The sequence below is a fragment of the Flexilinea flocculi genome (assembly GCF_001192795.1).
Lineage (GTDB): Bacteria > Chloroflexota > Anaerolineae > Anaerolineales > Anaerolineaceae > Flexilinea > Flexilinea flocculi.
Genome location: NZ_DF968181.1, coordinates 171,103 through 184,710, shown reverse-complemented (window position 1 = coordinate 184,710; position 13,608 = coordinate 171,103). Strand labels below are relative to the sequence as shown.

The window sequence follows — 13,608 nt, the reverse complement described above, 5'->3', positions numbered from 1 at the left end:
CTTCTCACAGATAAACTACTTTTCCGCTGGCAACGGACTCATAGGCAGCCTGGATGACTTCTACGGCTCGCAATCCATCCTCAGCGCTGACGGATGCCTGACGATTTTCCCGGATCGAAGCGGCGAATTCATCGATCATTCCCTGGTTGGAATCAGATCCCCAATCAACCAGAGACAGCCCTTTTGTTTCATGATGGTATACCGATAAATTCTGCTTGAAAGCATCTACCTGGATCGCTCCCCGATCTGTGATCACTTCAAACGACAGACCGCCCCAAATCGGATAATAATCGGGACGTGACCAGGAACAGTCGATGCTGGCAAACACGCCATTTCGAAATTTAAGCATCGCCATTCCGCCTGTTTCCACATCCACTTCACCATGATGAAAAACCTGGTTCGATTGCGCAAAAACAGATTCGACTTCAGAGCGGGTGATCCAGCGGAACAAATCCGTCAAGTGAACCAGGTGATCCTGCAAGGAGCCACCGCCTGCCAATTCTTTATCCACAAACCATTTGCGGTACATTGCCGGCATACGCCCCTCATTGGAGGATTGAAAACAATAAATTTTCCCATAATTACCAAGCTGCAACTGTCGTTTAACTTCCATAACCGGCGCTGAGAACCGTACCGGAAAAGCAGTCATGAGATTGACATGGTTTTTTACTGCCAGCGCTGTAATTTTTTGGGCATCCGCCAAGGTTGTGGCAAGCGGTTTTTCGCAGCAGATATTTCGAATTCCAGCATCAATTGCCATTTCCACCATCGGCAGATGCGCATTATTTTCAGAGCAAATGATCACACCGTCCGGTTTTTCTGCGAAGAATTTTTCAAAATCAGTTGTTGCTGAAACTTGAAACTGCCTGCCAAATTTTTCGACTCGACTTTCATCCGAATCGACGAATCCGATCATTTCTACGTCAGGTATTGCCTTAATATTCTGCACATATGCCTCTGCATGCAGATGAGCAAAACTCATGATTCCAATTTTCATCATGCAGCTTCTCCTTTCATCGAATCGATCATCACCGGTTCACCGCATTCAGCAGATTTCCGTGCTGCTGCGGCAATTTGAACCGCCTTCATGCCATCAACCGAAGTCACACGTGCTTCTTTGTGATTTTGAATGGCATCATAAAATTCTTTGATCTCTGTTGTATAAGGACTTTCGATAAGATGAGATCCGACCAATCCGACATCCGGGGAATCCTGATCCGTTCGAATTAAAACGTGCACTGGATCGGTTTCAGCAGAATCCCAATGGATATTTCCACGGTCACAATTGATGTCAAATCCTGTCTGAAAATTCGGCGGAGGATACGCCCATCCTCCGGTAATGTGCGAAAGCGTCCCGTTTTCATGCGTTAAGATGGTTAGAGCATAATCAATCGGAGCTTCAGGATCCATAGAACTGACTTTTTTTGAAAAGACGTTTTTTACATCTCCCGCAATCCAACGGGCATAATCAAAATCATGGACAGAGAGATCCAGCAACAGTCCGCCGGATTTTTGTTCATCCAGGAACCAGTTCCCGACGGGTTTTTTCGGGCGGTAATTACAGCGTCGCAGATGGATTGTTCCGGGGCGTCCAATTTTTCCACTGTCAACAATCGCTTTTGCTTTCGCATATTCCGGGAAGAAACGGACAACATGCGCTACGAACAATCGAACTCCCATTTTCTGACACACCGCAAGCATTTCAACGGCAGTCTGAACATCAAGCGCTAAAGGTTTTTCACAAATAATATCTTTCCCGGCTCTGGCTGCTTTTTCGACTTGTTCGGCATGCAGAAATGTCGGAGTGCATAAGTCCACCACATCCACTTCAGGAAGCATCTCGTCTATCGATGTATATATTTTCGAATGATATTGTTTTGCCAGCGGTGCGGCTTCAGCAGTGGTCTCTGCACAAAAACCGCATATTTGAGCCGGAGTCTGAGCCCATCCGGCAGCATGGGTCACACCCATGAAACCTGTGCCGATAATACCAACTTTCATGAAAAATTTCCTTTCATCCAACGATTCGAAATACGAGGAGAGTTATTCGTTATTGCGTCGCGTTATTCCGTGTAGCGCAAAAATATCACAACGACAAGGTTCCTCTCTTTTCTCGCATAAGGAGTCCAAGAATTCCCATTACTACCATTTATTTCAACGCGCCTGAGGTAATGGACTTGATCATCTGCTTTGAGAAAATCAGATAAAAAATCAGAATGGGAACCATGGACATCGTCAGAGATGCGAGAACGGCATTCCAATCGGTCATATATTGTCCCAAAAACTGTTGCGATCCCAGCGTAACCGTTGCAGTTTCAAAACTGGGAGCTAAAATCAACGGCCACCACAAATCATTCCAAATCGGAATCATTGTAAAAATTCCGATCGCACCCAAAGCCGGTCTGATTAATGGCAGAATTAATCCATAGATATGGTATTCTGACGCTCCATCCACGCGTGCCGCATGAATTAATTCCTGAGGCACCTGCCGCATGAAAGACGATACAATAAAAATTGTCATTGGCAGGGATTGCGCCACATAAACAATGATCAAAGCAGCCAACGTATTGGTCAAGTGAAGGCTCACCATCAGTCTTAAAATACCGACGGTTGCCAACCGGATGGGGATCATAATGCCGATCGAAAAAACGAGATTCAGGATGGTTACACCTTTGAATTTGTATTGCGCCAGGGCAAATGAAGCCATCGTTCCGATCAATAGTGTCAGCAGCAATGCAATGACAGTGACAAAAATACTATTGAAGAAATAGGTCCCGAAATGCGCTCGCTGACTCACATTTTGAAATCCGATCAGGCTGAAAGTCTCCGCTGACGGTAAATTAAAGGGGAGTTTAAAAATCGCTTTTCGTTCTTTAAAGGCATTAATTAAAATCAAATAAATCGGGAAGAGAGCAATCACGCTCCAAAGGATCAGTATCAGAATAGGAACCGCCTCTCCAAACCAGTTCCGTATTCGATAACTGAATGGAGTTTGCAAACTTTTTTGATGACCGGTTGAATCAGACATTCAATTCCTCCAAAACTTCGATCAATTCCGCAGGATAACAATTACTGACTGCAGTGTGGCTGTTATTTTTCCAGGGATTTGAAAGACAGATTGACATTTTGTATAGCGCCTAATATTCGTAAACCGTTGTACGTTTCTGCCAGATCATGTATACGACAACACCGATTAAAATGATGACGAACTGCATCGTGGCGATCGTTGCGCCCAATGTCTGATTGGGCATTTGCTGCTGTTGTCCAAAAAAGGTTCGATAGAAAAGCGTCCCCATGATATCCGTGGAAAAATTTGGACCAGCCAGTGCACCCTGCATTGTATAAATCAGATCAAATGCGTTGAAATTTCCCACAAAAGTCATCATGGTGACTAAGCCAACTGTAGGAATAATCAGTGGAAATTTAATCTTCCAAAAAATCAGCCAGGGATTTGCCCCATCCACACGCGCAGCTTCCAATAATTCATCCGGTATGGCGATTAATGCGGTATAAAATAAAATCATCGGTGTTCCAATATACTGCCAGACTGAAATCAGAGAACAGGTAATCAGTGCGGATTCTTCCAGCCCAAGCCATGGTTGGAACAGACCTCCCAGGCTGAACAGGTTCAGAATCGTTTTCGATACTCCCCAGACTGGACTCAGAATTAGCTTCCACACAAAACCGACCAGTACGAATGAGAGAATTGTGGGAATAAATAGAACCGTTCGAAAGAAAGTCCGAATTTTTCCACCTTTGCACAAGATTGCTGCCAGAAGAAGTCCGATCGGATTTTGAACCACCATATGTATGATAAAGAAAAGCACATTATGTTTCAACGCCGACCAGAAAATCGGAGAATAGTAATAATCCGTGAAAAGGTATCGGTAGTTGCTTAAGCCGGTAAAAATCGTCTCCCTCGCATTTTCTGGATCTTCCGTGAATAAACTCAGAGATAATGAATCCAATAATGGAATAACCATCACAATGACGTAAACAATCAATGCCGGAGCAAGAAAAACAATGATGTGCCAGGGAAATGGTTTCCGGTGTTTTCTGTATGCGACCATCCGTTATTCTCCTTTAGTGAATGTATACTGATCAATAGAAACAAATAAAAAAACGATCATTAAGCAGCGATTCGAAAGATTTATTAATATTTCGAATTACTAAGCATAAATCCCAAATCTTTGTACAATCAATCAGACAACAGAAAAATTCATCTCTTTTTTGATACCCAATGGAACTTTTGAAAAGAAGAAAAAAATGAAAGAATTTTTTTCAGAAGAACAGCAGCAACGCATCTTTCATACCTTTCTTTTTTTACAAAAGAATCCCTTACAAAAAAGAAATCTTGTTGTTCTTACTATTATAAAAAGATTTTAAATTTTCTGAATAACCTTTAATTCGAAATCTATCGAAGCCTTTTAGAAGAGATTTTAACTGGTTTGTATTTCGAATTGAGCATCCTTAATGGCAAATTCATTATTGCTGAGATCAATTCGCCTGGGATCATGAAATCTTTCAATGACTGTCCTGCTTTTTCAATTTGATTTCCAGAAAAGGGGAGGCTGTTCAGCCCCCCCTTTTTCAATCCTGATTAAGCGGAATATTCCGTTTTTATTTTGCAGGCGAATACCATTTATCTAATGCATCCTGGACGTATTTGGCCGCTTCCTCCGGCGTCATTGTTCCATTGATGACATTGGCAGATGTATTCCATAAATCAGTATCCATACCCGGTTCACCGCGTCCGATGATGGATGCAGAAATTCGGATGCTGGATCCGCAATCTTTTCTCCAGGAAAGGAATTCCTGAGCAACCGGATTATCCACAGAATACTCAATATTTGCCAGCGGGAAGAAACCAACCATATTATTGGCATATAACGAAGCAAATTCAGCCGATGCAACCCAATCCAGGAATATTCTGGCTGCTTCCGGATATTTGGTAGCAGAATTCATGCCGATACCGATATCTGTATGGTCGCTGATAAAGCACGGATCGTCAGCTTTGTCCATCGGAACTCGGAAAGCGCCCATTTCAAACTCACCGGCAATCAATGGTTCAAAAACCGAAATTTCCCAGGAGCCGGTCGGGTAGATAGCAGCCTTACCCATGGTAAACAGCTGCTGTGCATCGGAATATTGAACGGCCTGATAACCATCGGGCAGATAGGGAGCCCATTTTGCCAGTTCTTCAAAGGTCTTCACGAAAGGTTCATCAGTGAATTTTGCTGTTCCATTGATGATGCCGAGACGGCCTTCTTCACCCTTATAGTTTTGAACACCGATGTTATACCAGCCCATCGTTGCTGCTTCCCATAAGTCATGTGTTCCCATGGCCAGCGGAATATACTCGCCATCCGCTTTGATGGCGTCCAATAAGGCGAAAAACTCATCCTTGGTTACAGGGACTTTCCAGCCCTTTTCCTCAAAAGCGGTCTTATTATACATAAAGCCATGGATCACAGAGGCCATCGGAACACAATAGGTTGTGGTTCCATCATCCGTAGTCCAGGCAACTTTTGCTGAATCGCCGAAGGATGCCATTCCAGGCAGATCATTCAACGGTGCCAAATATCCCTTTTCAAATAACGCCAAAGAGGGATCGAATGGACGGCAGGTAATAATATCGCCCGCGGTACCGCCTTCCAGTTTTGTATTCAACTGACCGTTATAATCTTCCTGTTTGGTCGGCTGGAAGATCACTTCAATTTCGGGATGAATAGCTTTAAATGCAGGCAGAATTTTCTCATTCCAAATGGTGATATCATCCTGACGCCAGCTTTCGATAATCAGTTTTGCTCCTGCTTCCTGAGCAGCAACAGGGACAGCAAGAAGCAGCAACATAACCAATACAACAAAAACAAAAAACTTCTTCATTTTTATCTCCTAATTAGATCAAACGTTGATTGGTACCCCGGGTAAATGGGTTTACTAAGACAGATAATCATAATTTTAATCCGCAAGGACAAAAGATTGGAATAAAATCAATCACGAATTCGATCATGACAAAAGTCATATCTGCTATAAATTTTGATAATACTTTTTCAATGATTCAATTCACATGATAAGTAAAAACGAATTGTTTGCTGAAGCAAGATTATTCTATTTTTCTTTGCCATTCTGATTAAGATTCAGCAATTCAATGATCTAAGGACGTTTTGTGAAAATCAAGGATATTTCGAAACACTGGCAAAGCATATCCTTACCTATTCGCAACTTATCAAGAAATCCAATTGAAATCCAATCCACCAGTTTTGATAACAATTGCTTCATCCCTGCGATGGCACAATCTTGTTACGCCTGATGGCACATGAGAAAAATTTTCTTCGTCGGTCGTATGCCCTCCTCGCAATGACAGATTGCCGTGCAAGCCATACTGAGGCGATATTTGTCATTACGAGCCCAGCAAGGGCGAAGCAATCTCCTGGCACGTGATAAAAAAAAGAGGCGGAATATGTTTTCCCCCTCTGAATTCTTTTCCAGCAATTCCAAATGTGGATTGGCTTTTCGAATAAAGAAAGAAAATATGGTGTTCTTATGGTTTTGCGCTTCGCGCAAAACCATAAGAACACCATACAAATTTTTTTTATTTCGATTTACTGGTTCTTATCGGGAAAGAATATTTGAAATCTTTAAGTATTCTTCAGGAAAGCCACGATGTTTTCCGACCAATTCCGGAATTGGCAGTGGCACGATATCCCGACCCTGCAACGCTGTCATAACGTTAAATTTTCCGGTTGTCAAAAATTCAATTGCTTTAAAACCCATCCGTGAGGCAATCAATCGATCAAAAGCGCTGGGTGTTCCCCCGCGCTGAATATAACTTAGATTCGTTCCGCGTGCTTTGAACCCTAAATCCATGGCATCCAATTTAACCGTCAGTTCATCCATCGGAATCGGGAAACCTTCCGCCACAACGATAATGCAATGCCGCCGGCCACGTTTATAAGAATTCGCAATTGTCTGCGCGATTTCTTCCACTGTAATGTTTGGATTTTCCGGAATCAATGCCATTTCAGCCCCTGAAATGAGCGCTGATTCGACAGCAAGAAAGCCACTATCCCGGCCCATGGTCTGAACCAGAAATGCCCTGCTGTGCGAAGCCGCCGTATCCCTGATTTTATCAATCGCTTCCATAATCGTGTTTAAAGCTGTATCGACGCCAATACAAGTATCAGTTCCATATACATCGTTATCGATCGTTCCGGGGATTCCGACAACCGGATACCCTTGAGCTGAGATCGATTGAGCGCCCGCCATTGTACCGTCTCCGCCAATTACGATTAAGCCGTCAATGCCTTCATTATACAATTGGCGGACAGCCTCTCTTTGTCCATGCGGTGTCATCATTTCTGCACATCGGGCTGTACGTAAAAAGGTACCCCCTCGACTCAAGATATTGCTGACATCCCGTCTTCCCAATGGGACAATATCTCCATTAATCAACCCCTGATATCCATCCTGGATACCATACATTTTTAATCCGGCAACAATACCAGCTCGAACAACAGCTCGAACACCGGCATTCATTCCTGGTGCATCACCGCCTGATGTCAATACCGCAACTGATCGAATAGGAGTATCCAGTTGTACAGATTCCATAGTTCATTCCCTTTCATATCCGCGATCCGATTAGAATCGTCAGTAAATATTACTTCAGCAATTCGAAATACGAACTGATCTTTCGAATCAATCAAGAAAAATTACAAAGAATTCATATCACATTACGAATCGCTCATATTATTATCCATTTTACATTCAAAAAATCATATTACAAAAAAAATAAATCGCGATTTCTACCAGTTTGGTTTATGACATTGAAATAATTATTAAACATGTTTTACGATGAGTGGATCAATGAGGCTATTGGGATCGGATTGTCACAATCCCGTAAGGCCGAAATCAATGAATGGAAATTTCGAGAAGACATGAAAAATGAAGAGAATTCATTCTGTTGGATTTGCGCCAAGCGTAAATCCAACAGAATATTCCATAAACCTTTCCTTTTTTTGAATCGATATGCCAAAGTGTTCTTTGCAGATTAACTGCAAATTTACGCTTCACTATTCCTCGATTTGTATGTTATTTTCACCGATCTCTTTACGAATTTTTAAGAGTAACTCCTCACAAATGTTTGTCATGGTATCCGGGAATTCCAATAGATTCGTCTTTCCGCTTTCCTGGATAAGAAAAGCGAATCGATCACGTCCCGGATACGATGTGATTAATCCATGAACTCGTTTCATCTTTCGTATTACTGATTCGATCGGAATTTCCTGGTCTTGTTTAATAATAATCGTAAGCAGTTTCGGTTTCTTTTTTGGAGTGTCCGGAAAGATCAGATCGTCATCATCCTCTTCCTCTACTTCTAAATTTTCTAACAGGCGAGGTTCAATCTCCGAAACGGCAGTAGCTTTTGAGGAATCTGCTGCCAATTGCTCGGATGTATCAAGGGGATGATCGTTTTTTCCATTTTCATCATCACTGCGGAAAATTTCCAATCCGTCATGTTGATTTACCCATATTTTTGATCCGCCAGATGAAACTTCATCTTCCGCCGAATCAACAGGTTCCTGTTTCAATACTGTTTCATTTTTTTGGTTACCTTCGATAGCAGCAGATTTCTCAGGGAGATTTGTCACGGCGAGCGGAACGTCCGGCCATATATCACTCGATCCAGATTCTTCCAATATTTGATTCCATGGGACTTCCGGTTCTTCAGGAGTATCATCAAATTCATTTGCCGTACCATTCTGATAAATTCCGGGAGAAGGCATATTGTCACCCACAGCGATATCGTCAGTATCTAATTGTTCCTCAAGTTCATTCGTGAATGAATCCACAAATTCTGCAACAGCCTGCGGTATTTCACCGACCATCAGAGATTGCGCTGATGAACCGATGACTTGCGCTGTCATCCTGCTTTTGTCCAGACGTCCTTCAACGATCAGAACCGCATCTGTTTTTACGATATCCTGAACTTTTTCCCATTGTTTCGGATAAAAGAGAACATCTGTCAAATCACCATGAATATCCTCCAACTTGACAGAGCACATCGTTCGGCTATCCTTTTTCGTAAGCATCATCCGCATACTCTGAACCATACCGCCTATAGATACCTGAGTCCCCTGATCCAGCATATCCAGTTGCTGATGAGTCAATGCTTTTCGCCGTTTTAATATCGGTAGATGAGCATTTAATGGATGATCGGAAACAAACAAACCCATCAGCTCGCGTTCCCAATTCAGTTTTTCGTGATTATCGACAGGAGGCGTTTCAGTCAGCTGAATATGACAAGTTGGAATAGACATCAAATCAAATAAATTGATCTGGCCTGAATCCTTTGACCGAATGTTCGCAACACAGGTGTTAATTATCGCATCCAGACTTGCCAGCAATGATCCACGTTCACCGAATTGATCCATAGCACCCACTTTAATCAGACATTCCAGCGCTCTGCGCCCGACCATCCGTAAATCCAGTCTTTCTGCAAAATCATCTAAATTCTTAAAAAGTCCATTCTTTTCCCGTTCTTCGACAATCGCCTCAACAGCATTCTGGCCAACATTTTTTACAGCACCCATTCCAAACCGGATTCTGCTTTTTCCGTCCGGATCGTCTTCCACAGAAAAGCCCCAAAAGCTCGAGTTAATTTGAGGGGGCAGAACGTCCACTCCATGGATTTTACATTCATTGATGTAATAGGCGATTTTTGCCGAATCGCTGAGGTTGGCATCCAATGATGCTGTCATGTATTCAATAAAATAATGAGTTTTTAAGAATCCAGTTTGTACTGCCAGAACACCGTAATCTGCAGCGTGGCTTTTATTAAACCCATAGTTCGCAAATTGTTCCCAGTCACAAAAAATATCGACCGCTGTCTTCTCTTCAATGCCATTTTTTATGCAGCCATCAATGAACTTTTTCCGATGCAGTTCAATATCTTTCTTTTTCTTTTTTGAGATCGCTTTTCTAAGACTGTCAGATTCTGCCGCCGTGTAACCAGCAAGATCCATCGCTGCAAACATAATCTGTTCCTGATAAACCGGAATACCGAAAGTATCAGAAAAAATGGGCTTCAAACGTTCATGTCGATATTCTGGTTCCTTTTTCCCATGCAGACAGGCAATATAATCCGGAATAAATTGCATCGGACCCGGACGGTACAGCGCTACCATCGCAATGATATTATCCAGATTGCGCGGTTTCATTTCCATCACATACCGCGTCATCCCTCCGCCTTCCAGTTGGAAGATCCCTGCCGTATGACCGGCGCTGATATAATCAAAAGTCTCCGGATCATCGGTCGGAATGTTGGATAGTGTGTAATGAATGCCATGTCGTTTTTCAATCATCTGGCAGCATTTCTGCATAACGGTTAATGTCGCAAGTCCCAGAAAATCAATTTTCAATAATTTCATCGTATCCACAACATTCATTTCGAATTGAGATACGGATTTGATCGGATTGTCTTCTGTTCCGTTTGTCGGCCGATGTAACGGGGCATACTTTACAATCGGATAATCGGTAATGATGACGCCAGCAGCATGGGTGCCAACACTTTTCGTGATACCCTCCATTTCAGAAGCTGTCGTCACCAACTCTGTCAGAATTGGTTGCGCCTGAATGGCATCACGAAATTCCTGGATTTCTTCCAGACAATTCGCTAAAGTAATCGACTTTCCACTGACCGGCATTTTTGTGCCAGACGGGATCAATTTGCAGATTCGATCCACTTCGGGAAGCGGAATATCCATCACTCGGGCAACATCCCTGACAGCACCTTTCGCACCCAATGTATTAAACGTTATGATCTGAGCTACATGATCTGCGCCATACTTCTGTGAACAATACTCAAGAAGTTTGAACCGCTTATCATCCTGGATATCCAGATCAATATCCGGCATCGAAATTCGTTCCGGATTCAGAAAACGTTCAAAGATTAATTTGAATGATAAAGGCTCAACGGGAGTAATTCCAAGTGTGTACGCCACCATGGAGCCAGCTCCCGATCCGCGAACGTTATACCAGATATTATTTTCTTTTGCATGACGAACCAAATCATATACAATCAAAAAATAGGCATCAAAGCCCATGGTATGGATGATATTAAGTTCTTTTTCTATCCGTTCGCGTACAGCTGGATCACTTTCAACACGATCGCCATATTTTTCTCTCAGACCATTTTCGCAGAGTTTACGCAGTGTCGTTTGAGGGGTCTCTCCCTTTGGAACAGGAAAAATCGGCAGATGATACTCTTTTTGAGTAAGGTCAATATTACAGCGCTCGGCAATTTTCAGCGTGTTTTCAATCGCCCCCGGTATATGACCGAAAAGTCGTTCCATTTCTTCCGGAGATCGTAAATAATACGTCTTGTCTGACATGCGAAATCGATTGGTATCGCTCAAGCGTGAACCCGTTTGGATCGCAAGCATAATATCCTGGTATTTCCAATCATCCGGGTCGACATAATGAATGTCATTCGTTGCAACAAACTGCAGGTTATATTCTTTTCCCAGATCAATCAGCGAATTATTCATCTTTTTAATTTCAGGAATATCATGATCCTGAAGCTCAATAAAAAAATGATCTCTGTCGAAAACCTGTAAATACCAGTCCAATTTTTCACGCGCAGCCTGGAGATTCATTTGAAGAATACTGCGGGGAATTTCAGCAGCCATACAACCTGAAGTACAAATCAACCCTTCGGAATGAGATGCAAGAAAGTCATGGTCGATCCGCGGATGATAGTAGTATCCTTCCAATTGAGAAGCCGTAGCAATTTGCAGCAAATTTTGATAACCCTGATCATTTTCAGCCAGCAGCAACAAATGCGTTGAAGACTTTTCCTGAGCCTCATGCACTTTCATGTTTTCGGAAGCCATATAGGTTTCCAAACCGATAATCGGTTTTATCCCCGCATTTTTTGCTGTCTGAAAAAAATCGACCACACCAAACATCGTTCCATGATCAGTAATCGCCACAGCAGGCATCCCCATCTCTTTGACACGTGTAATTAATTTATTGATTTTAGAAAAACCATCCAGAAGAGAGTATTCGGTATGAACGTGCAGATGGGCAAATGACATTTTTAATCCTCCAAAAGATGTCCTAATTTTAACGTATTTTCACGGTATTCATTGCCCCGCCAGCAATTCGATATATGAAAAGAATTCATTGTTGTTCTTATGTTTTACGCGAAGGGTAAAGTCATAAGAACAACAAATTTTCCTTCTTTATTCGCCATGAAAACAGATTGCTTCGTCGGGCTAACGCCTCCTCGCAATGACAGACAGCCGTGCAAGCCCCTCAAAGGAAAGCAATCTTCCATCAAATGAGAAAAGATAACTTTCCAATTTATCTGGTTTATTGGAAATTTTTAAGAGGTTCCATTCGTACAAAAGAACTTGAATCATGACATTTGCACAAAATATTCTGTGACTTTTATTTATTTACAAGTTAATAAAAATCATTTACACTACAAATAAACAATGCAAACGATTGCATGTTTTTATAAGCAAATACCTGTTGATGTAAATTCGATCGATTTCATAAAGGATCAAAATGATGGTTACGATCAACGATGTTGCAAAAGAAGCAAATGTCTCCGCCTCAACGGTTTCGCGCGTGCTGAACAACACCGGAACGATCAGCCAGCCGACAACGAATACAGTTATCAGGGCTGTCAAAAAACTCGGATATGAACCGAATGTCCTTGCCCGCAATTTTCGAAAAAAACGGACGAGAACAATCCTCATTCTGACTCCAAATATGACAAATCCGTTTTATTCCAATATCATTTCCGGAATATGCGATCTGAGCCGGGATATGAACTATAGTTCTTTTGTCTGCAACACCACAGATGAAACCCAACAGATCAAAAAAACTTTAGACATGCTGTATAAACATAAGGCAGACGGAGCAATTCTTCTGGCATCGGAAAAGGGGCAGCATTGGTTATCCGAATATGCTGAAGAGTTTCCGATAATCCAATGTTGTGAATATGATCCGGATTTGGATATTTCCCGCGTTTCGATCGATAACTATCATGCTGCAGTCGAAACAGTTCGCTATTTAATCGCTCTTGGCCACAAAAAAATCGGCATGATCAGCAGTGTCAACAAATATCTTTCAACTGAAAATCGTTTGAAAGGATATAAAGATGCCCTCCGCGAAGCAGGGCTTGAATCTACGGACCGCTATGTCGCTTTTGCAGGAAAAGATTACAACTATCAGAGCGGATGCAGAGCTGCTGAAAAACTACTCACGCAATCAGATCGTCCTACCGCCTTATTCTGCATTTCCGATGTACTCGCGATCGGTGCAGTCAATACGGCAAAAATCATGGGAATGTGCATTCCAGAAGATATATCCATCGTCGGTTTCGATGATGTGGAACAGACTTCCATGTTTACGCCGAAAATTACCACTGTGGCACAACCATGCTACAGTCTGGGACAGAAAGCCACTGAATTACTGTGCAGAAAACTCGAACAAAACGAATCGATTCCTTTGGAAACAATCCTTCCATATCGGATGATTATTCGAGATTCGACTGGTCCCAGGCCATAACTATTAAAAATCACGGTTAACTAATGA

General features: G+C 42.3%; 8 protein-coding genes. 1 reads left to right on the top strand and 7 read right to left on the bottom strand.

The window, feature by feature from the left end; genetic code table 11:
- Positions 1-4: 4 nt before the first annotated feature.
- The 7 genes from ATC1_RS05750 to dnaE all read right to left on the bottom strand — a co-directional run bounded on the left by ATC1_RS05750 (position 5) and on the right by dnaE (position 12,098).
- Complete coding sequence (locus tag ATC1_RS05750) at positions 5-1,000, bottom strand: Gfo/Idh/MocA family protein (RefSeq protein ID WP_062279232.1); 996 nt, start codon at positions 998-1,000, stop codon at positions 5-7.
- The gene (locus ATC1_RS05745; protein WP_062279230.1) at positions 997-2,001 is read right to left on the bottom strand and encodes a Gfo/Idh/MocA family protein; all 1,005 of its coding nucleotides are present in this window, start codon (positions 1,999-2,001) and stop codon (positions 997-999) included. The genes ATC1_RS05750 and ATC1_RS05745 overlap by 4 nt, the downstream gene beginning before the upstream one ends.
- A 148-nt stretch (positions 2,002-2,149) precedes the next feature.
- Positions 2,150-3,028 (bottom strand): carbohydrate ABC transporter permease, encoded by an 879-nt coding sequence (locus tag ATC1_RS05740; RefSeq protein WP_082174688.1) that lies wholly within the window; start codon positions 3,026-3,028, stop codon positions 2,150-2,152.
- Positions 3,029-3,137: 109 nt separating this feature from the next.
- Entirely contained in the window at positions 3,138-4,070 is a 933-nt protein-coding gene (locus ATC1_RS05735) for a carbohydrate ABC transporter permease (RefSeq protein ID WP_062279229.1), read from the bottom strand.
- A 550-nt stretch (positions 4,071-4,620) separates the two neighbouring features.
- Positions 4,621-5,886 (bottom strand): ABC transporter substrate-binding protein, encoded by a 1,266-nt coding sequence (locus ATC1_RS05730; protein ID WP_062279227.1) that lies wholly within the window; start codon positions 5,884-5,886, stop codon positions 4,621-4,623.
- Between the two features lie 729 nt (positions 5,887-6,615).
- Positions 6,616-7,611: an ATP-dependent 6-phosphofructokinase gene (locus ATC1_RS05725; RefSeq protein ID WP_062279225.1), complete on the bottom strand. Its 996-nt coding sequence runs from the start codon at positions 7,609-7,611 to the stop codon at positions 6,616-6,618.
- Positions 7,612-8,072: 461 nt separating this feature from the next.
- The gene (dnaE, locus tag ATC1_RS05715; RefSeq protein WP_062279222.1) at positions 8,073-12,098 is read right to left on the bottom strand and encodes a DNA polymerase III subunit alpha; all 4,026 of its coding nucleotides are present in this window, start codon (positions 12,096-12,098) and stop codon (positions 8,073-8,075) included.
- Positions 12,099-12,573: 475 nt separating this feature from the next.
- On the opposite strand from dnaE, the gene ATC1_RS05710 reads away from it, so the two are divergent.
- The gene (locus ATC1_RS05710; RefSeq protein WP_201777246.1) at positions 12,574-13,581 is read left to right on the top strand and encodes a LacI family DNA-binding transcriptional regulator; all 1,008 of its coding nucleotides are present in this window, start codon (positions 12,574-12,576) and stop codon (positions 13,579-13,581) included.
- Positions 13,582-13,608 lie beyond the last annotated feature (27 nt).

Bases quoted from the DNA above. Each gene is read 5' to 3' on its own strand.
- ATC1_RS05725 (WP_062279225.1), bottom strand. From the start codon at position 7,611: ATGGAATCTGTACAACTGGATACTCCTATTCGATCAGTTGCGGTATTG.
- ATC1_RS05740 (WP_082174688.1), bottom strand. From the start codon at position 3,028: ATGTCTGATTCAACCGGTCATCAAAAAAGTTTGCAAACTCCATTCAGT.
- ATC1_RS05730 (WP_062279227.1), bottom strand. From the start codon at position 5,886: ATGAAGAAGTTTTTTGTTTTTGTTGTATTGGTTATGTTGCTGCTTCTT.
- ATC1_RS05745 (WP_062279230.1), bottom strand. From the start codon at position 2,001: ATGAAAGTTGGTATTATCGGCACAGGTTTCATGGGTGTGACCCATGCT.
- ATC1_RS05735 (WP_062279229.1), bottom strand. From the start codon at position 4,070: ATGGTCGCATACAGAAAACACCGGAAACCATTTCCCTGGCACATCATT.
- ATC1_RS05710 (WP_201777246.1), top strand. From the start codon at position 12,574: ATGATGGTTACGATCAACGATGTTGCAAAAGAAGCAAATGTCTCCGCC.
- ATC1_RS05750 (WP_062279232.1), bottom strand. From the start codon at position 1,000: ATGATGAAAATTGGAATCATGAGTTTTGCTCATCTGCATGCAGAGGCA.
- dnaE (WP_062279222.1), bottom strand. From the start codon at position 12,098: ATGTCATTTGCCCATCTGCACGTTCATACCGAATACTCTCTTCTGGAT.